The sequence below is a fragment of the Marinomonas maritima genome (genome assembly GCF_024435075.2).
GTDB classification, from domain to species: domain Bacteria; phylum Pseudomonadota; class Gammaproteobacteria; order Pseudomonadales; family Marinomonadaceae; genus Marinomonas; species Marinomonas maritima.
The window spans coordinates 744,515-769,625 of sequence record NZ_JAMZEG020000002.1 but is presented as its reverse complement, the minus strand read 5'-3'; the positions used below and the strand labels follow the sequence as shown (position 1 = coordinate 769,625).

19 protein-coding genes and 12 tRNA genes are annotated in these 25,111 nt (G+C 43.7%); 5 read left to right on the top strand and 26 right to left on the bottom strand.

Translation table 11 applies throughout. From position 1 onward, the window contains the following. Positions 1-27 precede the first annotated feature (27 nt). From M3I01_RS09615 to M3I01_RS09510, 22 genes are all read right to left on the bottom strand, one after another. On the bottom strand, positions 28-1,800 hold the full coding sequence (locus M3I01_RS09615) for an acyl-CoA dehydrogenase (RefSeq protein ID WP_275565052.1): 1,773 nt from the start codon (positions 1,798-1,800) through the stop codon (positions 28-30). A 140-nt stretch (positions 1,801-1,940) separates the two neighbouring features. Next, a complete protein-coding gene (locus M3I01_RS09610) occupies positions 1,941-3,008 on the bottom strand; it encodes an AraC family transcriptional regulator (protein WP_255896129.1) in 1,068 nt (355 codons plus the stop codon). 109 nt (positions 3,009-3,117) lie between these two features. After that, complete coding sequence (locus M3I01_RS09605) at positions 3,118-3,477, bottom strand: hypothetical protein (protein WP_255895616.1); 360 nt, start codon at positions 3,475-3,477, stop codon at positions 3,118-3,120. A gap of 61 nt (positions 3,478-3,538) precedes the next feature. Next, positions 3,539-3,970 (bottom strand): cytochrome b562, encoded by a 432-nt coding sequence (locus M3I01_RS09600; RefSeq protein WP_255895615.1) that lies wholly within the window; start codon positions 3,968-3,970, stop codon positions 3,539-3,541. Positions 3,971-4,505: 535 nt separating this feature from the next. After that, positions 4,506-6,962 (bottom strand): Lon protease family protein, encoded by a 2,457-nt coding sequence (locus M3I01_RS09595; RefSeq protein ID WP_255895614.1) that lies wholly within the window; start codon positions 6,960-6,962, stop codon positions 4,506-4,508. 213 nt (positions 6,963-7,175) lie between these two features. Beyond that, positions 7,176-7,985, bottom strand: coding sequence for a TatD family hydrolase (locus M3I01_RS09590; RefSeq protein ID WP_255895613.1), 810 nt, complete (start codon positions 7,983-7,985; stop codon positions 7,176-7,178). 7 nt (positions 7,986-7,992) lie between these two features. Then, the gene (holB, locus tag M3I01_RS09585) at positions 7,993-8,931 is read right to left on the bottom strand and encodes a DNA polymerase III subunit delta' (protein ID WP_255895612.1); all 939 of its coding nucleotides are present in this window, start codon (positions 8,929-8,931) and stop codon (positions 7,993-7,995) included. Next, on the bottom strand, positions 8,932-9,570 hold the full coding sequence (tmk, locus tag M3I01_RS09580; protein WP_255895611.1) for a dTMP kinase: 639 nt from the start codon (positions 9,568-9,570) through the stop codon (positions 8,932-8,934). Between the two features lie 12 nt (positions 9,571-9,582). After that, positions 9,583-10,614 (bottom strand): endolytic transglycosylase MltG, encoded by a 1,032-nt coding sequence (mltG, locus tag M3I01_RS09575; protein WP_255895610.1) that lies wholly within the window; start codon positions 10,612-10,614, stop codon positions 9,583-9,585. Positions 10,615-10,622: 8 nt separating this feature from the next. After that, positions 10,623-11,435 (bottom strand): aminodeoxychorismate lyase, encoded by an 813-nt coding sequence (gene pabC, locus M3I01_RS09570; RefSeq protein ID WP_255895609.1) that lies wholly within the window; start codon positions 11,433-11,435, stop codon positions 10,623-10,625. A gap of 47 nt (positions 11,436-11,482) precedes the next feature. Next, positions 11,483-11,558 (bottom strand) — tRNA-Glu (locus M3I01_RS09565). Between the two features lie 50 nt (positions 11,559-11,608). Continuing rightward, positions 11,609-11,684, bottom strand: a tRNA-Glu gene (locus M3I01_RS09560). 59 nt (positions 11,685-11,743) lie between these two features. Beyond that, a tRNA-Gly gene (locus M3I01_RS09555) sits at positions 11,744-11,818 on the bottom strand. A 69-nt stretch (positions 11,819-11,887) separates the two neighbouring features. Further along, positions 11,888-11,963: transfer RNA gene (locus M3I01_RS09550), tRNA-Glu, on the bottom strand. 59 nt (positions 11,964-12,022) lie between these two features. Next, positions 12,023-12,097 (bottom strand) — tRNA-Gly (locus tag M3I01_RS09545). Positions 12,098-12,166: 69 nt separating this feature from the next. After that, positions 12,167-12,242: transfer RNA gene (locus tag M3I01_RS09540), tRNA-Glu, on the bottom strand. 59 nt (positions 12,243-12,301) lie between these two features. Further along, positions 12,302-12,376, bottom strand: a tRNA-Gly gene (locus M3I01_RS09535). A 69-nt stretch (positions 12,377-12,445) separates the two neighbouring features. Beyond that, positions 12,446-12,521 (bottom strand) — tRNA-Glu (locus tag M3I01_RS09530). Between the two features lie 59 nt (positions 12,522-12,580). Continuing rightward, a tRNA-Gly gene (locus tag M3I01_RS09525) sits at positions 12,581-12,655 on the bottom strand. A gap of 69 nt (positions 12,656-12,724) precedes the next feature. Continuing rightward, positions 12,725-12,800: transfer RNA gene (locus M3I01_RS09520), tRNA-Glu, on the bottom strand. A 59-nt stretch (positions 12,801-12,859) separates the two neighbouring features. Continuing rightward, positions 12,860-12,934 (bottom strand) — tRNA-Gly (locus M3I01_RS09515). 75 nt (positions 12,935-13,009) lie between these two features. After that, positions 13,010-13,085, bottom strand: a tRNA-Glu gene (locus M3I01_RS09510). Positions 13,086-13,215: 130 nt separating this feature from the next. Here M3I01_RS09510 and M3I01_RS09505 point away from each other — a divergent pair. The 3 genes from M3I01_RS09505 (at position 13,216) to htpX (ending at position 16,168) form a co-directional block, all read left to right on the top strand. Further along, the gene (locus tag M3I01_RS09505; RefSeq protein ID WP_255895608.1) at positions 13,216-13,785 is read left to right on the top strand and encodes a YajG family lipoprotein; all 570 of its coding nucleotides are present in this window, start codon (positions 13,216-13,218) and stop codon (positions 13,783-13,785) included. Between the two features lie 220 nt (positions 13,786-14,005). Continuing rightward, on the top strand, positions 14,006-15,223 hold the full coding sequence (locus tag M3I01_RS09500; protein ID WP_275565051.1) for a pyridoxal phosphate-dependent aminotransferase: 1,218 nt from the start codon (positions 14,006-14,008) through the stop codon (positions 15,221-15,223). Positions 15,224-15,289: 66 nt separating this feature from the next. Beyond that, positions 15,290-16,168 carry a protease HtpX gene (htpX, locus tag M3I01_RS09495; protein ID WP_275565050.1) on the top strand — a complete coding sequence of 293 codons (879 nt, stop codon included), beginning with the start codon at positions 15,290-15,292 and terminating at the stop codon, positions 16,166-16,168. Positions 16,169-16,252: 84 nt separating this feature from the next. Here the strand turns inward: htpX and M3I01_RS09490 are convergent, their stop codons facing one another. The 4 genes from M3I01_RS09490 to M3I01_RS09475 form a co-directional block, all read right to left on the bottom strand. Continuing rightward, a complete protein-coding gene (locus M3I01_RS09490; RefSeq protein ID WP_255895600.1) occupies positions 16,253-16,483 on the bottom strand; it encodes a formate dehydrogenase subunit delta in 231 nt (76 codons plus the stop codon). A 114-nt stretch (positions 16,484-16,597) separates the two neighbouring features. Continuing rightward, positions 16,598-19,468, bottom strand: coding sequence for a formate dehydrogenase subunit alpha (gene fdhF, locus M3I01_RS09485; protein ID WP_275565049.1), 2,871 nt, complete (start codon positions 19,466-19,468; stop codon positions 16,598-16,600). Between the two features lie 2 nt (positions 19,469-19,470). After that, the gene (locus M3I01_RS09480; protein WP_255895599.1) at positions 19,471-21,045 is read right to left on the bottom strand and encodes a formate dehydrogenase beta subunit; all 1,575 of its coding nucleotides are present in this window, start codon (positions 21,043-21,045) and stop codon (positions 19,471-19,473) included. After that, a complete protein-coding gene (locus M3I01_RS09475; protein WP_255895598.1) occupies positions 21,045-21,542 on the bottom strand; it encodes a formate dehydrogenase subunit gamma in 498 nt (165 codons plus the stop codon). Before M3I01_RS09475 ends, M3I01_RS09480 begins: the two co-directional genes overlap by 1 nt. Positions 21,543-22,073: 531 nt before the next feature. Here M3I01_RS09475 and M3I01_RS09470 point away from each other — a divergent pair. Together M3I01_RS09470 and M3I01_RS09465 are read left to right on the top strand one after the other, a co-directional pair. Continuing rightward, the gene (locus M3I01_RS09470) at positions 22,074-23,642 is read left to right on the top strand and encodes a Re/Si-specific NAD(P)(+) transhydrogenase subunit alpha (RefSeq protein ID WP_275565048.1); all 1,569 of its coding nucleotides are present in this window, start codon (positions 22,074-22,076) and stop codon (positions 23,640-23,642) included. Positions 23,643-23,652: 10 nt separating this feature from the next. Then, positions 23,653-25,053, top strand: a complete 1,401-nt coding sequence (locus M3I01_RS09465; protein ID WP_255895597.1) for an NAD(P)(+) transhydrogenase (Re/Si-specific) subunit beta — start codon at positions 23,653-23,655, stop codon at positions 25,051-25,053. Positions 25,054-25,111: the final 58 nt, after the last annotated feature.

Genomic DNA, 25,111 nt, shown 5'->3' with positions numbered 1-25,111 from the left:
TTTTATATGAATAATTTACACTATCTTTTAGCGTATAAAACTATTTGCGTCCAACCCTTCAACCGATGACTGACCATGCTCAATAGAGATGAAGTGTGACGACGATCTAGACAAAAGGTGATCACAATAAAAAGCCACTGAATGCTCCCATGAGCGTTTCTGAGTTTCATCAAGCTGACCTTGACCGCTATGACAAGCATCTAGGGCTCTAAGCTGTAACCAAGCACCGATCAAATACCCCATCAGCATCATATATGAATAGGCTAACCCTGTGCCTAAAACTGGATTTTTCTCCATTGCTAAGAGGCAGTATTGCGTTGCTTTTTGAGCTTGAATAAGAACAACTCGTACTTTTTCTACCTGAGTAGAGAAAGTCGATTCTTGCCATTGAACTAATTCGCTTTCAATCTCAGCCAATAAAGACATCATGGCCTCACCTTTGTCCGAGTGCAATTTACGGCCAATTAAGTCAATTGCCTGAATTCCATTTGTGCCTTCATAAATGGGAAGGATACGAGCGTCTCGAGCATGCTGGGCGACTCCAGTTTCTTCGATGAATCCCATTCCGCCATGCACCTGGATGGCTAAAGACGTTATTTCTTGAGCTTGCTCAGTGATCCAACCTTTCACAATCGGTGTATACAAAGCCGTTCTTGCAATAGATTGCTTTTGTTGCTCTCCAGTAGACAGATGAGACAAATCATTCTCAACAGCGGCCACATAAACGAGCGAACGCATCGCATCAATTTGTGATTTCATCGTCATAAGCATACGCAATACATCAGGATGCTCAATGATGGCTGCTCGTTCTGTGCGTGAGGCATTCATGCCTTGTTTGCGCTCTTTTGCGTAGTCTAGCGCTTGCTGATAAGCACGCTCAGAAATGGCCAAACCTTGTAAGCCAACACCTTGCCTAGCATTGTTCATCATGGTGAACATGGCTTTTATGCCTTCATTTTCTCGACCAACAAGGTAACCAACAGCGCCTTCTTTATCGCCAAAACTCATCACACACGTCGGAGACGCGTGAATTCCCATCTTATGTTCAACAGAAACAACCTGAACATCATTACGCTCACTAAGCTCACCTTGCTCATTCAATAGGAATTTCGGAACGATGAATAAAGAGATACCCTTCACCCCCTCAGGCGCTCCGGGTAGACGTGCCAACACCAAATGAATGATATTGTCACTCATTTGATGATCGCCCCAAGTAATAAATATTTTTTGGCCTTTGATACGAAAAACGTCACCATCTGGCGTTGCTTTACAACTAATAGCAGCAAGATCAGAACCGGCAGCGGACTCGGTTAAATTCATCGTCCCAGCCCACTCCCCCGCTAACATTTTTGGCAAATAACGATTTTTTAGCTCATCGCTAGCGTGCAAGCTAATGGCTTCAATTGCGCCCAAACTTAACAAAGGACAAAGGGAAAAAGATAAGTTAGCGGCTTGAACGCCTTCGTTTACTGCAGTAGCTATATAAGAAGGCAAGCCTTGACCACCGTATTTAGGATCGCCTGAAAGACCAATCCAGCCACCTTGTGAATAGGCTTTAAAAGCTTCTTTAAAGCCTTTAGCCTCGATCACTTCGCCTTGCTCGACGCGTGAACCGTCTTTATCGCCGCTGGCATTGATAGGCGCAATAACTTGCTCTGACAATTTACCTGCTTCACCAAGAATAGCATCTAAGAGATCACTATCTACCTCATCTTCAAGGTACGGCGTTAAGCGTTCTATATGAGCAACACAAAGCAAACTAAATAAAATATCATTGATTGGGTACTGGTATTCGCTCATTTTTTATTCTCCGGTTAGTTATCCGAGCGGATGTATCCCTATAGCATGTAAAAAGGCAACGAATCTCACAATAACAATTCAGACCTATATTTCTAACAAAAACAATCAGCGCTTAAGAAAATATAACTCAGAATCAAATATCATGGGCGTTTCATCGCCTTGCCGAATTTAAGATATTCCTCACTTTTTCGATACTCTCCCGGTGTCATTCCCGTCCATTTTTTAAAAGAACGGAAAAAAGCGCTCGGCTCATCAAATCCCATTAACGCCGCTATATCATTGATACTTAACTGAGGTACGTTCATGTACGTAATTGCAGCTTCTTTTCGGCATTCGTCTTTAATATTCTGATAAGAGGTTTTTTCATCATTTAAGCGACGTCGCAATGTAGAAACGCTCATATTAAGCGCACTCGCCACCTCTTCCGCACTTGGCATCTCACGCGAGAAATCTTTCCCTAGCATCGCCATCACTTGAGACTTAAGGCTGTTATCATTTTCAACCATCACCAACAATTGATAAGGGGCCGTCTTTAAGAAGCCCCTTAAACTGTCTTCCGTTTGCACAATAGGCATGTCTAGATAACTGGCAGGAAATACCAAAGCATTCGCGTGCTGATCAAATTTCACTTCTGATTGAAATAGGGTTTTATAATATTCAACGTCATCAGGGCGCTCACTTGTAAAGTACGCAGCCTTAAGATTTAAACGACGCCCAATCAACCAACAAATAAAGTGATGCCACATTGAAAGTGTTGTTCTTAACTGCTCTTTTGACTCAGGGACGACTAAAGCATCTATAGCTTCTTCCGACGAATTCAAAGCCGCAAAAGTTACCATGGCAAATCGACCTTTTTTGATCAGTACCGGCTTGATTGTTGGGCCTCGGCAGATTTCATAGAAATCACTGCAACGGTATAGGGCATGTGCAAGACTTTTTGCATGAATAATACAAAGACACATCATTCTAAAAGTACCATTTGGCACTTTACCGCCGCTCAACATACCAAACGATTCATCTTGCATTAGCCACATGATTTTTTGATACAACATTCCGTATCGATAAGCAGGGAATGAATCGCTCTTCTCTATTTCATCTTGTGTTATTTCTAAACTGTCTAACACCGCTTGACGGTCTAGACCTTGCTCTTCAACGGCTTTTAAAAGATAGCGAACACTCGACATTGGAACAGAAGCTTTCACATTCATCACCTTATATAACGGAACGGTCGTCAATATTATTTTTTAATTGTACTGCGTTTTTCAAGCATAAAAAAAGGCTGCATAAGCAGCCTTTTTTTATTATACATTTCTGCGCTTACTTTTCTTCAGTAAAGGCAGACAACAATTCATCAAGCGATAAATCTTCGCTGTCGGTATCGATGTCATTGGACTTTGCCATTGCGTCAGCCTTCGCTTGTTCTGCAGCTTCATCTACAGGCTTAACGAAAACAAAACGGCGCGGGCGCCCAGCAGCAGGAGCCGCCTCTTTTTCTGGAAGTAACCCTAATCTATCAAGTTTTTTGTGCGCTTGTTCTTTGCGTTCCTTGGATTTCTTTGTTGCAAAACGACGAGTAGATGAGGCTTTTCGAGCTTTATTCTGCTCTTTCATCTGCTCTTTCGAACCAGTTTTTCCAAGTTTTCCACGCATACTACGCGATTTTTTAGCACGAGCCATAATATCCTCTCTTTATCGCGCGCATTGTAGCAGTGAATTCAAGCTAGGTCATCCAAGAGTACTAGCAATTTGCTTTAAAAGAACCATGTCCCAGCTTTCTTTGGCCACCTATTTCACCAAACAGCATTTTCACTTGAGGTGTGTCTCCAGATTGCAATGCATTTTCCAGCTTTTTCAATATCACAATCGTATCGTCAACGACTTTTGTGTATTCAGCTTTTTGCTCTTTGAGCGGGCTACCTTGTAAATTATTGGCACTGAATTTATAAGGGGTTTCATTACGCGCTTTCTCGAAAAAGGAAATTAACGTGTCCACTCTCTGTACCGCCGCATCGCTATCTCCTGACTTTACATCTGATGACAGTAAACGCATTTCATCTTTAATATTCGTCATATAACCGCGCAACGCAGTTTCATCACAAGCACCTTCCGCAAAGGCAAAAGACGAACAAGAAATCGAGAGAATCGTAGCAACAAGAAGACCTTTATTCATAAAAACACCCTTTAAATCCAAAGTACATTTACATTGGCTTAGTTGATCATTTTAAACAATGATGTTTAAAATAACATGCTCTCTAAAAAATACACCTTATAAATTGTAAGCTTTTGCATGTCTCTAACCTTGTTGAATTATTTCGCTTAGCAGATACTAAAGAACACTTAATTTATCTTTGATAAAATACAAACAAACTGATCGGAAGTCACACTGGAGTTTAGTATTTTAAATTTTAAATACAATTTTTTCATCACGTTTTGTTTAACGTTAAGTTGCCGGGCTTTTGCAGAGTGCAGTGATTTTGATGCAAAACTAGAAGCGAATAAAGCTGCACAAGACTTAATGAGTGGTAAAACATTCAAAAGTGCTTTAATTCTAAAAACACATTTGCCAAGTAAACGAAAAGAGGTCGCCAGCTATGTTTATGTCAAAGCTGACAACCTCTATTACACTGTTTATTCTTTGGTAAATTCTCAATGCAAAACGCAGATAATAAAAAGAACCAATGGCAAACACTAGTTACCATTAACGCTTATTTTTTGCTTTTGTCCGCCTTCTTTGTCCCTTCAGACTCAGTGTCTTCGGCCTCATCGTCTTCTTCTTCGTCATCTTCCTCTTCACCGAGCTTAGAGATTTCTTCTAGGCGCTCAATGACTCTCGCAGATACCGTGCCTTCCGGGTACTCGCCTTCTTCATCGGGAATACCTGGCTCCATACCCGTTAATAAATGCAACGCTTCATCCGCCGTAGAAATGGCATAAATGTGGAATTTACCCGCTTTAACGGCTTCGACAATATCGTCATTCAACATCAGGTTAATGGCATTAGATTTAGGAATAATGGCACCCTGCGTACCCGTCAGGCCACGTGCATTACAAACATTGAAGAAACCTTCTATTTTTTCATTCACCCCACCAATTGCCTGAACCTCACCGTACTGGTTTAAAGAACCCGTAATGGCAAGATCTTGGCGGATTGGTACTTGAATCAACGCTGACAGTAAACAACAAAGTTCAGCAGTGGAAGCACTGTCACCATCGATATAGCCATAACTTTGCTCCATCGCAATGGAAGCCGAGATATCAAGTGGAAAGCGCTGAGCGTATTTATTGCCAAGATAACCAGATAAAATCAGCACACCTTTAGAATGGATGTTTTGACCTAGGTTGGACTCTCGTTCAATGTCTATAATCCCTTTGCCGCCGGGATACACAGTCGTAGAAATTCGAGCTGGTGCACCAAAGCTACTATCACCAATTTGCATAACTGTTAGGCCGTTAATTTTACCCACGGCATAGCCTTCACTTTCTAATAAAACCGTGCCATCGATGATCTCTTCAATGATTTTCTCACTGACACGACCGGTACGATGTCTTTTGGCTTTTAAAGCGCGCGTTATATGATCTGCTGTGATTTCGGTGTCTTTGGCCATTTCACGAACAAAGTCCGCTTCGCCTAACAATTCAAAAACATCACCAATTTTCGCCGCCATTTCGCGCTGATGCTCAGCCAAACGACTGCTGTATTCAATAAGAGCCGCCACGCCGTCGCGCGTTACATTCGCATATTCTTCTTTATCTACACGGTCTTTCATAAGGCGAGCAAAAGACAATTCAGACTCTTTTGAGCGCTTTAATGTGTCATCAAAATCCACTAAGACTCGAAACATTTCCTGAAAATCAGGATCAGCGTCTTGCAATAAATAATAAATGTCACGCGCACCAATCAATACCACTTTTACCTGCAACGGCAAATCTTGTGGCGACAGCGTCATGGTGTTCATCAACCCCATGTCGGCGTAAGGATGTTCAATTTTGATTGTCTTGCTTTTCAAAGCACGCTTAAGCGCTTCCCACAAATAATGATCTGTTAGCAGCTTCTCTGCATCCAATATCAAATAACCGCCGTTTGCGGCATGCAAACTACCAGAGCGAATCAAACGATAGCTAGTCACGAGCATACCTTGATCACTACTGTGCTCGACTTGACCAAATAGGTTTCGATATGTTGGATGAGGCTCATAAACTACGGGCTGCCCACCATCCGTTTCATGCGTTATCGCGATATTGGGCAAATATAACTCTTCATAAAATTGTCGACGACCAATTTCATCTCGGTTCTCAGACGCTTTATCATCGGCCATTTGATCTATAATAGTTTTATCAAGATCCTCTCTTAAGGCGCTAAGATGAGCAACAATATTCGCATCATCTTTGTACTTCTCAAACAAGCCAGACATCAAAGGGTCTAACGCTTCTTTCACCGTGTCCAAGTTCAACTGTCGAATTTGATCGTACGTCGCTCGCTTCCATTGCGGCAATCCTAATAACTCTTCGTTCAATAAGCCTTCTAGTGTCGAAACACCTTCTTGGAAAACATCACGCTCGTCATCCGTTAATGCAGCAAACTCATTTTCTTCTAATGCTTTACCCTCTTTCATCGGAGCAAAACTAACAGAAGAAGCATCGCGAAACATTGCCACACCAATTTTTCCTGAAACACGCTCAACTTTGTTAATAGCCGCTTCATATTGATCGTTGAAAGCACGATCAATTACACTCTTTTGCTGCTGGTAAGAAGGGTTTTCAAAGGCAGCAGGAAAAGTAGCCATTAAACCATCAATTAATACACGAATTTCTTTCTCGAATTCAGACGCTAATCCTGGTGCAAATTCGAGTGCTTTAGGTCGATGACTTTCCGTAAAGTTATTAATGTAAGCCCATTCATTGGGTGCTGAGCGACGTTTAGCTTCGCTTTTGAGATAACTCAAGACGTAAGAGGAACGACCTGTTCCCGAATCGCCCATAGCAAAAATATTGTAGCCTGGACGTTGCATGGCCACGCCAAATTGAATTGCTTCAACCGCGCGTTCTTGACCTAAAATCCCACTAAGTGGCTCAATGTCGTTTAACGTCTTAAAAGCTAGGTGATCATCAGGCACTTTGGCAGCAAGCGCTTGGTACGGTAGAGAGGTAACCATGCTGGACATCAATGGATTTCCTTTTGTCTAACAAACCACTTAGAAAGTTGGTTTGTGAAAGAAGAAAACTCTCCTTTCAAATATGTTAAATAAATACAATACGTTGAGACTAACACTCCGGTTTCACTTCGCCTATATTGGAGTAGAAATATCATCGTGATTATTGAGTATCAAAACAGTATTGATGTTCCAAAAAACGACTAAGCGAACCGTATTGCTCAACTATTCTGTACCAAGCTGAAGCTGATGTTGTGGGTTTACTTTTGAAAACACACGATGAAAATTCGCGGCAGTTGCTTCTAACAAAGCCTCATAACGAATACCTTTTAAATCTGCTACATACTGAGCGATTTCCGATACGTATTTAGGCTCATTCTTCTTACCTCGATAAGGCACAGGAGCAAGATATGGCGAATCTGTTTCGACAATCAAAGACTCCAAAGGAAGTTTACGAACTGTTTCCTTAAGATCCGCTGCGGTTTTAAACGTTACAATTCCAGAAATGGAAATCAAATAGTTTTCATCCAATGCCGATTTGGCCATTTCATAATCTTCAGTAAAACAATGCAAAACACCAGCGGTATCTCGATTACCATACTGCTTGATCAGTGACAATGTGTCTTCTTTTGCATTTCGGGTGTGAACAATGACAGGCAAACCAAGCGACCCAGCCGCTTTAAGGTGATGAATGAAACTGGTCTTTTGGGCTTCATGGGCCAACGCTGATGTCTCATAAAAATAATCCAATCCTGTTTCACCGATCGCAATCACTTTAGGGTTCGCAGCGTATTGTCGCAGCAAAAGTTCGTCCTGAATTAAGCCTTCACTCTGCAACGGGTGAACGCCACAACTAGCATAAACACCATTGCGTTTAGTGAACCCTAATATTGTATCCATTTTATTCAGATCAACAGAGATACTCAGTAACTGCCTGACACCTTTTTGATACGCCGCATCAATGGCCAAGTTCATATCATCGTTATAAGGTGCCAGATCCAGCATGTCGAGATGGCAATGGGTATCAATTAACATAGTTGGTTTACCACTGATTCAATTCGTGTGTGAGTTGTATTATGGGGTTTAAGTTTGTTTTTTTAAGGTCTGCCTTCAGTTTTTGTAGCGCTTGATAACGCAACATGAGCGATTGAATATTCAACCTTGTTATCAAGGTTGAATATATCGCATGTAAGGCGCCATCTAATGGGGCGCCTGTTGAATGACAAATACACTGATGCAGAATAGCCGCCAGTCCGTTGCAATAATCTCCAATATTATTACTGTCCAACCCTTTTAATACATCACTAACTGCTGTCGTGCCTTGCAACATGGCATTCAGCTGCTCAGGCAAGCCAGCGTATAGTTTAGCTTTACCTTGTTGCTGAATCGACAATAAACGAAAAGGTTGTATAGTTAACCAAAACAGAGAGCTTAACTCTTGGTGATCTGGAAACTGCAGCAACCACTGTTTTACGTCATCAACAGTCGGGGTAGGTACGCTGACCAAAAGGCATCGGCTTCTTATGGTTGGCAAAAGACTGGTGGATTGCGAACTGGTAAGCACAAAATAAGTACGCGGCGCGGGCTCTTCTAATGCTTTTAATACGGCGTTTGCTGCGTTGATGTTCATCGCTTGAGCGTGCGTAATTAAGACAACTTTATTTTGACCTATTTGCGGTTTTTGATTTATTTGCCTTACTAATAAACGCACTTGATCGACTTTAATAGTCGACGCCTCACCATCTAAAACACGGAAATCTGGATGTGTATCGGCTCGCATCAACTCACATGAATGGCACTGTCCACAAGCTGCAGCCTGACCACCTTCGCACATCAAGTCTTTGACAATTTCACGAGCAAGTTGCTCTTGCCCTACACCATCCGCTCCCGTCACTAACAAAGCATGAGAGAGACTATTCGTTTGTTTCAAAACTTGAACTTGTCGCAAACAAGGAATCAACCAATGAGCAATTTTTGTCATTTACGCATCACCAGACCAAGTTTCACTCAACTGCACCAACTGATCTTCAATTTGTTTTTGCACAGCATCTAAAGATAGGCTCGCATCAATCACCTTGACTCTCTGTGGGTCTGCGCTTGCGCGTTCAAGAAAACCATCACGCACTTTCTGATGAAAGAGCACTGACTCTTTATCCAAACGGTCTTGATGTTGACGCTGTACTACGCGCTCTTGCCCTAATTCAACAGGAACATCTAAAACCAACGTAGCATCTGGCTTGTTGTTACCAACGACCCAACTGGCCAATTGATCTAAAACCTTAGTATCACCACCGCGGGCTTTGCCTTGATACACATAACTCGAATCCAAAAATCGATCACTGATCACCCATGTGCCTTTATCTAATGCGGGCTGTATCTTTTCTGCCAAATGCTGAGCTCTGGCAGCAAATACAAGCAACAACTCGGTGACATTATTCACCGGCTCTTCTCTAGGCGTTAATATCAGCTGACGAATCTCTTCCGCCAGGGGCGTGCCACCAGGTTCTCGAGTCAGTATGTAAGAGATATTATGAGACTCCAGCCACTGGCGAATAAAGTGAATCGCCGTTGACTTACCACTACCTTCTCCACCTTCAAGCGAAATAAATTTACCTCTCATACATAAATCCCTCTATTTCGTATTTTCTGGAGTTGATCGATAATCTTCTCGACGCTTAAACTGATATTTTCTTACGGCCTGATTGTGCTCTATTAGAGTGTTAGAAAAAGCATGCGTCCCATCGCCTTTAGCAACAAAATATAAGGCTTTGGTTTGCTCAGGGTTCAAAGCCGCTTCGATAGCCTCTCGCCCCACATTCGCAATGGGTGTTGGTGGCAAACCATGGAATCGGTAAGTATTGTAGGGCGACATATCTTGTAAGCCTTTGCGGGTCAAATTGCCTTTAAACGAGCTCCCTAGACCGTAAATTACCGTCGGATCAGTCTGCAGTCGCATGCCTTTTTTTAGTCGACTAATGAACACCTGAGCAATCAAAGGTCGTTCATCCGGCACGCCGGTTTCTTTTTCAATAATAGACGCCATAATTAAGGCGTCATACGCCGATTTATAAGGTAAATCTGGCACTTTATGTTCCCATAAATCTGTCAAGGTTTGAGTCATTAATTCATGCGCATGCTTCAAGATACTAGCGTCCGTATCACCCTCATGATAGCGATAGGTATTCGCAAAAAACTGCCCTTCTGGATGCGCTACCTCAAGCCCTAACTTTTTAACTATTTCTTCATTCGAAGAATCCAGCAGCGTCATAGTGATGTTGCCCCGAACTTTCATCGCTAACAAGAAGTCTTGAGTCGTTTTCCCTTCCAGCAAAGTAATAGAATAAAAAATGGATTGCCCAGAATCAAACAGCGCCATAATGTCCAATAAGTTCATTTCAGGCTTGATTGCGTACTTTCCAACCTTAGGAACCCATTCAGGATTCAGCTTTGAAACAACGCGAGTAAGAAAAGGATAAGCGATCAACCCTTTTTTGCTCAGCTCATCACCTAAACTATGAGAACTATCCCCTGAACGAACTTCAAACGTTTCAACGGACGTTAATACCACCGGAGCCGTAATAGAGTAATAAAGGTAGCCTGCCAATATAGCCGACAAGGTGATAAACAGAAAAATAACACGATAAAACCACTTAATAAGCGCCATGCACATCCTTAGCTTGCATTGAAATTTGTAATTTGTAATTTCCGAGTATGAATGCCAATCGGAAAAGATGTTCCAGCAATATGAATGACAGGTACGACCCCCATCAAGCTATTAGTAATAAAAACCTCATCTGCTGCCATCAGGTCAGGCAGTGAATAATGCCCAATCTGAACAGTATAGCTCTCTTGGTTTTCTATAATGCCCTTTCGATAAGTACCCTGTACTCCAGACAGCTGAAGGGAAGGCGTATAGAAAATACCTTTCACAACCCAAAAAAGATTACTTTGAATACACTCCACCAATTCTTGACGGTCATTTAACATGATGGCTTCAAAATCAGCTGCCTTTAAAAACTGTTTGGCCATGACATTTTCCAACCGGTTTAAGTGTTTAATGCCAGATAAAAAGCGATTGCTACTGATAGGAACAGGAGAAATTGAGAGTGAGACGCCTTTGGTGCGGTGATCTTGATAAGCTGGAGCCGGTAAAATACCGATAATGATGGAATGAATGCAGTGTTCAGGCGCTAAATAGCCTCTTCCACCTACTCCACGGGTAACGATAATTTTTACAACCGACTCATTACGAATCAAAGACTGAACATTTTTATCTAAGAAATCTGATAAGACTTTTTTTTGATCGGATGAAAAAGGCATACCGAGCTTATATAGCCCTCGATATAAACGAGAAAGATGATCATCAATTTGTAGGAAATACTGAGGAAACGCACGGATGGTTTCAAATACACCATCGCCGTAAGCCAAACCACGATCGGCAACGGAAACAGATTCTTCTAATCTGTAGTTAACGAACCAAGTCATGGCTAAAAACTCAAAATAAGGTTAGCTATGATAGCGCAAAAAAAAGATGGCGTCCCGTAGGGGGTTTGAACCCCTGTTACCGCCGTGAAAGGGCGGTGTCCTAGGCCACTAGACGAACGGGACACAACATTTTATTACATTAATTATCTATTTTCTGACCACTCATTATAAAGTGGCGTCCCGTAGGGGGTTTGAACCCCTGTTACCGCCGTGAAAGGGCGGTGTCCTAGACCACTAGACGAACGGGACACAGTTTAGTTTTGAGAAAACTATAAACAAACACATCGCATTATCACTAACATCGATGTTGGAGCGGGAAACGAGGCTCGAACTCGCGACCCCAACCTTGGCAAGGTTGTGCTCTACCACTGAGCTATTCCCGCATTGCTAACCGCTCTACTCTATTCAAGCGATTTACGATCTCTATTTATAAAATAAAGCACCATAAATAATGGCGTCCCGTAGGGGGTTTGAACCCCTGTTACCGCCGTGAAAGGGCGGTGTCCTAGACCACTAGACGAACGGGACACAGTTTAGTTTTGAGAAAACTATAAACAAACACATCGCATTATCGCTAACATCGATGTTGGAGCGGGAAACGAGGCTCGAACTCGCGACCCCAACCTTGGCAAGGTTGTGCTCTACCACTGAGCTATTCCCGCATTACTAACCGCTCTACTCTATTCAAGCGATTTACGATCTCTATTTATAAAATAAAGCACCATAAATAATGGCGTCCCGTAGGGGGTTTGAACCCCTGTTACCGCCGTGAAAGGGCGGTGTCCTAGACCACTAGACGAACGGGACACAGTTTAGTTTTGAGAAAACTATAAACAAACACATCGCATTATCACTAACATCGATGTTGGAGCGGGAAACGAGGCTCGAACTCGCGACCCCAACCTTGGCAAGGTTGTGCTCTACCACTGAGCTATTCCCGCATTGCTAACCGCTCTACTCTATTCAAGCGATTTACGATCTCTATTTATAAAATAAAGCACCATAAATAATGGCGTCCCGTAGGGGGTTTGAACCCCTGTTACCGCCGTGAAAGGGCGGTGTCCTAGACCACTAGACGAACGGGACACAGTTTAGTTTTGAGAAAACTATAAACAAACACATCGCATTATCGCTAACATCGATGTTGGAGCGGGAAACGAGGCTCGAACTCGCGACCCCAACCTTGGCAAGGTTGTGCTCTACCACTGAGCTATTCCCGCATTACTAACCGCTCTACTCTATTCAAGCGATTTACGATCTCTATTTATAAAATAAAGCACCATAAATAATGGCGTCCCGTAGGGGGTTTGAACCCCTGTTACCGCCGTGAAAGGGCGGTGTCCTAGACCACTAGACGAACGGGACACAGTTTAGTTTTGAGAAAACTATAAACAAACACATCGCATTATCGCTAACATCGATGTTGGAGCGGGAAACGAGGCTCGAACTCGCGACCCCAACCTTGGCAAGGTTGTGCTCTACCACTGAGCTATTCCCGCATTACTCTCTCATTCAGCTAAAACTTCTCATTCACAGAAATATAGGTAAACTATACAACCACACATATAAAAAGATGGCGTCCCGTAGGGGGTTTGAACCCCTGTTACCGCCGTGAAAGGGCGGTGTCCTAGACCACTAGACGAACGGGACTACGTTATAATCTTGCTGTGTGAGCGGGTGCGTATATTACTGTTACCAAACATAAAATCAACAGTTTTTTTTATTAATTTAAGTCACTTAAAAAAAAAGTACCATATAAATCAATTGAATCGGAGCTCTTATGCTAAACAAAAAACTATTATTAACCCTGTCACTTTCAACGCTTTTATTAGCGGGCTGCTCTACAACACATTATATAAGCGTCACTCCGCAGGCTGATGTAAAAGGCAAAACTTTCACCAATGAGAGAGTTATCAATGTCACCACCAGCACCAAACTGACTAGTTCCATTGGCTTTATTAAAACAAGTATTAATGAACGAGCTGACATTTTTACAACAAACGACGTCAAACAAAGCGTTAAGGATAGCGTATTGGCAGGCTTGCGCGAATTAGGCTTCACTCCAGAACAAGGCGTGATGCCAGCAGCAGACCTACAAATTGAAATAACCAAGATGAGCTACACCACGACAGTCGAAACACTAAAAACCGTGGCCACATTAGAATTTGAACTAAAAACTACGCTAGCAGCGAAAGGACAGACCTACAAAGCCAACTACGGCTCTGAGAAAGTGAGAGAGTACGGCACAATGCCCTACCAGCAATCCGTTCAGGACGATATGAATAGCTTGGCTAGCCAAACAGTCAACCGCTTACTAAGCGATCCAAACATTATCACTTTACTTAAATAAAGCCCGATAATATAAACGACCTTCTTGTGCTGAATTATGAAGGTCGTTTTTACTTCACCAACCTCTCAACACAATTACCAATGACTCTCTTTCAATCAAGCCAGACAGCAGCTTAACAACCACTTAAACGTAAGACTTTTTCTCACTGCATCTTGATCACTTCAACGTTAAGTGTAAAGTTAGATTATTTTTACAATCCAGCTTCCATAAGGATAAAGTGGTGCAAATTCGCAAATCAAACAAACTCGCCAATATATGCTATGAAATTCGTGGCCCAGTACTAAAAGAAGCCGTTCGGATGGAAGAAGAGGGGCAGCGCATACTTAAGCTTAATATAGGCAACCCTGCCGCATTTGGCTTTGAGGCTCCCGATGAAATACTCGTTGACGTCATTCGCAACCTACCCACCTCTCAAGGCTATTGCGAATCCAAGGGTCTTTACTCGGCTCGCAAGGCTGTTATGCAAAAGTATCAAGCAATGGGCATCAAATCTGCGGATGTAAACCATGTTTGGATGGGGAACGGTGTCAGCGAACTTATTGTCATGGCCATGCAAGGACTTCTAAACGACGGTGATGAAATTCTCATACCTGCCCCTGACTACCCTCTTTGGACCGCTGCTGCCACCCTCTCAGGCGGCTATGTAAAGCATTACCTCTGCGACGAAGGTGCCGGCTGGCAACCAGACATCAATGACATTCGCTCAAAAATATCCAACAAAACCAAAGCCATCGTCATTATAAATCCGAACAACCCAACGGGTGCCGTATATGAAAAAGGCATACTAGAGTCAATAATTAATCTTGCTGATGAACACAACCTCCTAATTTTCTCGGATGAAATTTACGACAAAATCCTCTATGACGACGCCCAGCATATTCCTACTGCTACATTGACAGAAGGCCGCGCACCTTGCATTACGTTCGGTGGACTCTCAAAAGTCTACCGTACCGCTGGTTTTCGTTCAGGCTGGATGGTCATTACGGGAGATAGAGCCGGTATCAGTGATTATATAGAAGGGTTAGACATTCTCAGCTCTATGAGACTATGCGCCAACGTACCCGCTCAGCATGCCGTACAAACCGCATTAGGTGGATACCAAAGCATTAATGAGCTAATCATCCCAGGCGGTCGCTTTTATGAGCAACGCAAAGTAGCGTGGGAAGCGCTTGACTCAATTCCCGGCGTTCATTGCCATAAACCTGAAGGGGCGTTGTATTTATTCCCTCGACTCGACCCAAAAATATACAAAATTAAAAATGACATGGATCTTGTCTTGCAGTTCTTACGAGAAGAAAAAGTACTCATTGTTCAAGGCACTGGGTTTAATTGGCCTACACCAGATCATGTTCGTTTTGTCTTTTTACCACACATCGAAGAACTAACACCTACCATGGAACGATTCGCTGCCTTTTTAGGTCGATTAAGAAAGCGCTAACCCACTCTTGAAATAATCCAATAAAGCCCTACTATGCTCCTTAACAGTTTCTTAAGGAGCATATCGATGCGCATTATCCTGTTTTTGCTGACAAACCTCGCCGTCATGGTGGTGGCAGGTATTGTCTTAAGTCTTTTGGGCGTTAATGGTTACATGACCAGCAATGGCCTCGATTTTACCTCTTTGCTGATCTTTTGCGGTGTCTTTGGCTTTACAGGCAGCATCATTTCACTCCTATTATCTAAATTCATGGCGAAACGTGGCTCGGGTGCCGTTGTAATTGAGCAACCACGCAACCACAAAGAAGCATGGCTACTTGACACAGTAAAAGAACTTTCGCAAAAGGCAGGTATTAAAATGCCAGAAGTTGCGATTTTCCCCGCTCACGATGCAAACGCGTTCGCCACAGGCTGGAACAGAAACGCGGCGTTAGTCGCAGTTTCGAGCGGCATGCTAGATCGCTTCTCGCCCGATGAAATTAAAGCAGTATTGGGTCATGAGATAGGACACGTCGCAAACGGAGACATGATCACCCTGTCACTCATTCAAGGCGTGGTTAACACTTTTGTTATGTTCTTTGCACGTATCGCCGCATATGCCGTCGATCAATTCTTACGTAAAAATGATAACGAAGGCTCCGTGGGTTGGGGTTATTACATTGCGACATTTGTATTTGAAATCATCTTCGGTGTATTGGCCTCAATGATTGTTATGTGGTTCTCTCGCTTTCGCGAATTTAGAGCGGACGAAGCCGGGGCTCGTTTGGCAGGAAAAAACGCCATGATTGCCGCACTCGTACGATTACAGCAAGAACATGAAGAAAGCCGCATGCCAGACTCCATGCTTGCTTTTGGTATACGCCGTGGCAAAACACCAACAATGGGCGAGCTATTCTCTAGCCACCCACCAATTGAAATCAGAATAAAAGCATTACAAGCACTTTAATCGCCCGATACTCAGCACAAAAAAAACGCCAGCTTATGCTGGCGTTTTAACAATCAATCCACTCTCATGAGACACGCTGCGATATTAATCGATTGCCACAAAGAGCTTCTTTCCAGCCGACAAGGCGGCAGGATGAAGCTCTGACCCACCTTGATCAATATAATTCTTAAGTATCACCTTCATACGCCGTGGCCAAAACTTTTTAACATGACCAGCAATAACATCCGCAACAGCAGACTCATCCCCAGCGCTAATATTATTAAGTGCAATTTGATTAATCATTTCGATTAAATGTTCTTCTTCACTTTGGTGCATATTAATTTCTCACTGCAACTCTTTAATTATAATGACCATATCATAACCGGTATACCAGAGAGGTTAAGTCCCCACCATCGCGCTCTAATCTACCGATCATGAATGGCCTATTCTTTACTCACCATTTGCGCTAACAGGTTCGGCTTCTGAGAGAAATTTTTGTTGACGGTGATGATTAGCAACAAACTCCTTTTGCCATTCAGAGGGCTGAGAAACCTTCTCAACCTGCACTGCAGTGACCTTATACTCAGGACAGTTTGTCGCCCAGTCTGAGTTATTGGTGGTAATCACGTTTGCACCACTTCCTGGATGATGGAAGGTGGTGTATACCACACCCGGCTGCATACGATCACTAATCAGTGCTCGTAGCACTGTCTGTCCAGCTCGACTGCTGATTCCCAACCAATCACCACTAATGACACCTCGTTCTTCAGCATCATGAGAATGAAGCTCCAAAATATCTTCATCATGCCAAGTCTGATTATCCGTACGTCGTGTTTGCGCCCCAACATTGTACTGGCTCAGTATACGTCCAGTAGTTAACAGCAATGGAAATTTGCGGTTTGCACGCTCTGTAGTTGGTACAAATTCAGTGATTGCAAAATGACCTTTACCTTCAAGCGTTGGGAAACTATCCACATGCATAATTGGCGAACCAACAGGAAATTCATCATTGCACGGCCATTGTAAGCTGCCATGTTTATCAAGTTTTTCGTAGTTTACACCCGCGAAACTTGGTGTTAACGATGCTATCTCATCCATAATCTCAGATGGGTGGTTATATTTCATGGAATAACCTAAGGCATTCGCAAGGTCTACGGTTACTTCCCAATCTTCTTTGCCTGCTACTGGCGGCATTACTTTACGTACACGGTTAATACGACGCTCAGCATTCGTAAAGGTACCATTCTTCTCTAGGAAAGAAGAACCGGGTAATAAGACATGAGCAAACTTCGCAGTTTCATTCAAAAATATATCCTGAACGATTAGGCAGTCCAATGCTTTTAGAGCCGCTTCAACATGATGAGTATTAGGGTCAGATTGTGCAATATCTTCACCCTGAACATATAAGGCGCGGAATTGACCAGCAATAGCCGCATCAAACATGTTTGGAATGCGCAAGCCCGGCTCATCGTCTAACTTCACACCCCATGCGGCTTCGAAACGACCACGAGCTACTGGATCAGATACATGCTGATAACCTGGCAACTCATGCGGAAACGAGCCCATATCACAAGAGCCTTGCACGTTATTTTGTCCACGCAATGGATTAACGCCCACACCATCACGACCAATGTTACCGGTCGCCAATGCAAGGTTAGCTATCCCCATAACCATAGTGGAACCTTGGCTGTGCTCGGTTACTCCCAAACCATAATAAATGGCTGCATTAGGCGCTTTAGCAAAAGTGCGAGCCGCTTCACGTACGGCTGCTGCTGACACACCAGTAATCTCTTCAACTTCCTCTGGGGAGTTACGAGACTCGGTGATAAAAGCACGCCATTTAACATAAGCATCTGACTCACAACGCTTAGCAATGAAATTAGTATCTTCCAAGCCTTCAGTAATAACGACGTGTGACAGCGCGTTGATCATTGCAACGTTAGAACCCGGGCGTAATGGCAAATGAGCGGCATCACCTAGATGTGGCGTTTTCAATAAGTCAATTTCACGTGGATCGGCAACGATCAAACTTGCGCCCTCACGTAGACGGCGACGCATCATTGAACCAAACACTGGATGGGCATCTGTTGGGTTTGCACCAATAACCAAAACACAATCTGACTTCATAATGGAGTCAAATGTCTGCGTTCCAGCTGATTCCCCTAGAGTCTGTTTTAAACCATAGCCTGTTGGACTATGACAAACACGGGCGCAAGTATCTGTATTGTTATTACCGAATGCGGCACGAATCAGTTTTTGTACAAGGTAGGTTTCTTCGTTGGTACAGCGTGAAGACGTGATACCACCTATACTTTCACGGCCATGCTCTGCTTGAATGCCTTTCAAACGGCTAGCGGCAAAAGAAATAGCCTCTTCCCAGCCGACTTCTTTCCAAGGCTGGTCAATCGAATCACGAATCATTGGCGTTTTAATACGGTCTTTGTGTGTTGCATAACCAAAAGCAAAGCGCCCTTTTACACAAGAGTGACCATGATTTGCATCGCCGCCTTTATCTGGCACCATGCGAACAAGTTGATCACCTTTCATTTCTGCACGGAAGGAACAACCAACGCCACAGTACGCACAGGTTGTTACGACACTATGCTCCGGCTGCCCCAATTCGATAATAGAGTTCTCAGATAATGTCGCAGTTGGACAAGCTTGAACACAGGCACCACAAGACACACACTCAGAATCTAAGAAGGATTCATTCTGACCTGCAGCCACCTTTGAATCAAAGCCACGGCCATCAATTGTCAAAGCGAAGGTACCCTGAACTTCTTCACAAGCACGCACACAACGTGAACAAACAATGCATTTACTTGCATCAAAGGTGAAATATGGGTTTGACGTATCTTTTGGAGCATCTAAGTGATTTTCCCCATCAAAACCGTAACGAACCTCCCTTAGACCAACAGCACCTGCCATGTCCTGTAATTCACAGTCACCATTCGCAGGGCACGTTAAGCAATCCAAAGGGTGATCAGAAATATACAGTTCCATTATGTTACGGCGAAGTTTGGCTAGCTTTTCATTTTGGGTCCAAACTTTCATGCCTTGTTCTGCCGGTGTGGTGCATGACGCTGGCGTCCCACGGCGTCCTTCGACTTGTACCGCACAAAGACGACAAGAACCAAAAGCTTCTAAACTATCCGTTGCACAAAGCTTAGGAATATTGATATCAACTAAGGCGGCCGCTCGCATCACGGAGGTTCCTTCCGGCACGCTGATCTCAACACCATCAATTTCAAGCGTCACTAACTTTTCACTCAGTGAGACAGGTGTTCCATAATCTTTTTTGGGATCAAAATGCTGTAACATGACTAGAGCTCCTCCGTATTTGCCGTTGAGACCGTGCTCTTCACAAAATCTTCTCTAAAGTATTTCATAGCGCTCTGCACGGGAAACGGTGTCATGCCCCCCATAGCACATAACGAACCGTCAACCATGGTTTCACATAGATCAGCTAACAGATTTAGATTACCATCTACATTTTCACCAGAACGAATACGATCAATAACTTCAACACCGCGAGTGGAACCAATACGGCATGGAGTACATTTACCGCAAGATTCCGCTACACAGAACTCCATTGAAAAACGAGCTTGTTCACTCATATCAACAGTATTATCAAACATGACCACACCACCGTGACCAAGAACCGCTTCTTTTTGAGCAAACTCTTCGTAGCCCAATGAAGTATCCCACTGACTTTCGTGAAGGTATGCGCCCAATGGCCCCCCAACTTGAACCGCTCGTAGCGGACGACCACTGCGTGTACCGCCACCGAAATCGTACATTAACTCATTAAGTGTAGGACCAAATGCCAATTCCACCAAACCACCAAACTTTACGTTGCCGGTTAATTGGAAAGGTAGCGTACCGCGCGAGCGGCCAACACCAACATCCGCATACGCTTTAGCTCCTTTATCCATGATGAATGGGATCGCTGCTAAAGACAGAACATTATTCACAACCGTTGGCTGACCAAATAAACCGACAATTGCAGGTAATGGTGGCTTCGCACGTACTAGGCCACGCTTACCTTCAAGGCTTTCTAGTAGTGAGGTTTCCTCACCACAAATATAAGCGCCAGCTCCCATACGCACTTCTAGGTCAAAGTGGTTGTTACTCCCTAAAATGTTCGCACCCAAAAAACTGTTTTCGTAAGCAGTTTTGATCGCTTGATTTAGGTTTTCAATTGAAAGTGGATATTCGGATCGACAGTATATGTAGCCCTGCGTGGCACCAACAGCAAGACCCGCAATAACCATACCCTCGATAAGCATGAACGGATCACATTCCATGACCAAACGATCTGCAAAGGTGCCTGAGTCACCTTCATCGGCATTACATACGATGTATTTTTGATTTTTCGGTGATTCAACGTTTAGCACCGTCTGCCACTTAATGCCTGTTGGAAAAGCGGCACCACCACGTCCACGTAGCCCAGATTCTTTTACCGCATCAACAATTTGTTGTGACGAAAGTCTAATCGCATTTTCCAAACCTTTAAAACCATCATTGGCTTTATAGTCTTCTAATGACAATGGATCAGTAATACCAAGTCGAGAGAAAGTGAAGCGCTCTTGGCGTTTTAAATAAGGGATTTCCTCAACCAAGCCTAAAGCCAAAGGGTGATCGACATTGCCTTTCCAAAATTCAGCGGTGAACAATGATTCAATATCACCCTCTTTTACCGGTCCAAAGCCATAGCGCCCTTCTTCCGTGTCCACTTCGACAAGTGGTTCGATCCAGTATAAGCCACGAGTACTATTGCGACTCACTTTCATATCGAGTTTGTGCTCTTCGGCAAAAAATTCAACTAAGCGAGCGACACGGTCTGCCCCTAGCGCTTTCGCGGTTGTATCGGAAGGAACATGGATACAATATGTCATTAAAGAATCTCCACTCGCTCTGTTTTTAGACTATTCACTAACTCATCAAAGCGTCGTGAATCGACTTCTGCGTAAACCTCATTTCCAACACGAACGGATGGACCACAACTGCAATTTCCCAAGCAGTAAACAGGCTCTAAGGTAATATTATTATCTGCTGTAGTTTGATGATATTGCACACCTAGCGCACTCTTTGCGTAAGCTTCCAATCCACGCGCCCCTACAGACTGACAGGCTTCTGCACGGCAAATTTCAACTATATGACGACCAGGCTGTTTAGTACGGAAATGATGATAAAAACTGATAACACCATGCACTTCTGCACGACTCAATTTTAATGCCCCAGCGATTAACGCCACAGCGTCTTCAGGAATATATGAAAAACGATCTTGGATAGCGTGCAGAAGCGGCAGCAATGCTCCAGGTTTTGCTTTGAATTCGTCGATTATGGTTTGCGCGATGGAAGGTTCCCAAGTCACGAATCTCGGTGTGGTCATTATAATAACTCCTCCAACCACCACCTAGGCATGAGGTCAGTCATACTCAAGCGGAAGTGTTACTTTTGTTATATTACTTATTGAAATAAAGCATACACTGACATCTGCACCAAAAATCAATAAACACTGAGTTATGGGTGATGCCGCAACCTGCTCATTATCAGCAAACGTTGCAACTCAGACACGTTATCTTGGGTCATATATGGTGTTCAATGTCGTAGGATCGCATATCTCTCTACCCCTCACTTATCTCATTACGACATTTTATAACGCTAGATACCCGCCAAAAACAGCAAAAAAGACAAGCTAATTCAAATCCTTTTTTAAAGAAAAAATCAAGCATTCAGCTAACAATAATGCGTCGTTATGACAACCACTGTTGACGCTAGCATGCAATATTATGTTAGGTAGCTGGTTTTTAATTGTCCTCACTTCGTACGCGCACAGCAAAGTAGAAAACAAGGGCAATATTTTCCAGACATTGATGGGTGAATATTTAGGCTAACCTTAACAGATATAAACGGCATTAATATGAAAATCGGAATCCCGAAAGAGATAGAAGAAGGCGAATTAAGAGTCGCGATGACACCCTCTGTTGCTTCAAGAGTGAAGCAACTAGGGTTTGATATTATGATAGAAAGTGGTGCGGGTGTTGCTGCATCATACTCGGACGAAGCCTATATAGATGCTGGAGTCGAAGTAACGAAGGATACCAAGCAACTATGGCATGAAGCAGATGTATTGATAAAAGTTCGCCCCCCTGTAGAGCATCCAGAGTTTGGGTTTTATGGCATTGAGCTATTAGGAAGCAACCAGACCCTGATCAGCCTTATGCACCCAGCTCAAAACGCGAACAAGCTACAACAATTAGCTGAGCGCGGCACCAATGCCATCGCACTAGATGCCATTCCACGCATTTCGCGGGCACAAAAAATGGACGTTCTTAGCTCTATGGCAAACATTGCCGGCTACCGAGCGGTTGTGGAAGCAGCTCAACACTTCGGGCGTTTTTTCACAGGTCAAATCACTGCTGCGGGTAAAGTACCACCAGCTAAAGTATTGGTCATTGGCGCCGGCGTTGCAGGTTTAGCTGCGATTGGTGCTGCCAAAAGTATGGGGGCGATCGTTCGAGCGTTCGACACTCGTCCGGAAGTAAAAGAGCAAGTCGAGAGCATGAACGCCGAGTTTCTGCTACTAGACTTCAGCGATGAAGATGGCAGTGGTGAAGGCGGTTACGCAAAAACAATGAGCACCGAGTTCATCGCCGCTGAAATGACATTATTTGCAGAACAAGCAAAAGACGTCGACATCATTATAACGACGGCATTAATCCCCGGCAAAACAGCACCAGAGCTAATAACAGAAGAAATGGTGCGCTCCATGAAACCGGGCAGCGTTATTGTCGATCTTGCAGCTGAAACAGGCGGCAACTGCCGCTTAACTCAAGCCAACAAAGTAATTGATGTCCATGGCGTATCTATAGTCGGTTACACCAATTTACCTAGCCGCATGGCGGCTCAATCAAGCCAATTGTTCGCGACCAACATCTTCCACTTATTGACTGAGCTATGCCCAGAAAAAGACGGTCAAATAGTGCTAAACATGGAAGACGACGTTATTCGTGGTGCAACCGTTGTCAAACAAGGCAATATTACTTGGCCACCACCAGCACCTCGACTTTCCGCCGCTCCAAAAACGGACGTTACCGAACAACGACAGCCAACAAAGGCAGAGGAAAAAGCAAAGACCAAAAAGCCCAGTGCTTTTGGTTTTCTTGTACCAGTAATTATTACGGGGGCGCTATTACTCGGTTTAGGTTCTATTGCACCAGCGGAGTTCATGGCTCACATGACCGTTTTTGTATTGTCGTGCTTTGTTGGATACATGGTCGTTTGGGGGGTTAGTCACTCTCTCCATACACCACTAATGAGTGTCACAAATGCCATCAGCAGCATCATTGTTATTGGCGCTATAACACAAGTATCTAGTGACAACCCCATCGTTTCTATTTTGGCTGCACTGGCGATCTTTATCACCAGTATCAATATTGTGGGCGGCTTCGCTGTTACACACCGTATGCTAAAAATGTTTCGCAAATAGGAGATAAACAATGAATTTCGGAATAATGACAGCCGCCTATATAGGGGCAAGCGCGTTGTTTATCATGGCCTTAGCCGGATTGAGCCATCAAGAAAGCGCTAGACGTGGAAATATTTACGGTATGCTAGGAATGATGCTAGCAATCGTCGTTACCATTACTGGCGCTGTAACCGATAACTACCCATTACTTTTACTGGGGATTGTCCCTGGCAGCCTTATTGGTTGGTTACTAGCAAAACGCGTTGAAATGACAAAAATGCCTGAGCTTGTAGCCATACTGCACAGCTTAGTTGGTTTAGCCGCTGTATTTGTTGGGTTTGCTAATGCATTAAGTCATGGGGAATACGACTCTCTAGTCGCACAACGCATTCACGATGTTGAAACGGCCCTAGGTATTTTCATCGGCGCAGTGACTTTTACTGGCTCACTCGTCGCTTATTTAAAGCTAAGTGGAAAAGTATCTGGCAAACCACTGAGGTTACCGGCACGCCACCTACTAAACCTATTTATCTGTATCGCTGAAGTCTATTTGATTATTCAATTTGCTCAAGCGGGTGCCGAAGAAGGCATCAATTACTTAGCTATTATTACCCTACTCGCTTTGCTATTTGGTGCGCATTTGGTTGTTGCCATTGGTGGTGCAGATATGCCTGTTGTGGTTTCTATGCTTAACAGTTATTCAGGATGGGCCGCCGCTGCAATGGGCTTTATGCTAGGCAATGACCTACTTATCGTTATCGGTGCATTAGTAGGTAGCAGTGGTGCTATTTTAAGCTACATCATGTGTCGTGCAATGAATCGTAAATTCCTCAATGTCATCCTCGGCGGCATTGGTGGCGGCAAACCAACTAAAGCATCCGCCAATGCATCCACAGGAAATCAGGGAAGCATTATCGAAATTCAAGCAGAAGAAGCGGCTCAAGCACTGGCTGATGCCAAAGAAGTGATGATCTTACCAGGCTACGGCATGGCTGTTGCTCAAGCCCAGCACACGGTTTATGAGATTACGAAGAAGCTTCAAGACAAAGGCGTAAATGTTCGCTTTGGCATCCACCCTGTCGCTGGACGTATGCCGGGACACATGAATGTGTTGCTAGCTGAAGCAAGAGTGCCTTATGATATTGTTTACGAAATGGATGAAATCAACGGTGACTTTAAAAATGTTGATGTGTCTATTGTTATAGGTGCAAACGACATTGTTAATCCAGCCGCCAATGAAGAACCAGACAGCCCTATTGCCGGCATGCCGGTATTAGAGCCATGGCATGGCAAACAAACTATTGTCCTTAAGCGCGGTATGAGCCGAGGTTATGCTGGTGTTGAAAACCCTCTATTTTTCAAAGAGAATACACGCATGTTATTTGGTGATGCCAAACAAAGCGTGGAGGCATTGTTAAAACACCTATCTTAATATATAGAAATAGAATTTGTATTTATGCCCGTGAAACATAAACGCCAGCTAATGCTGG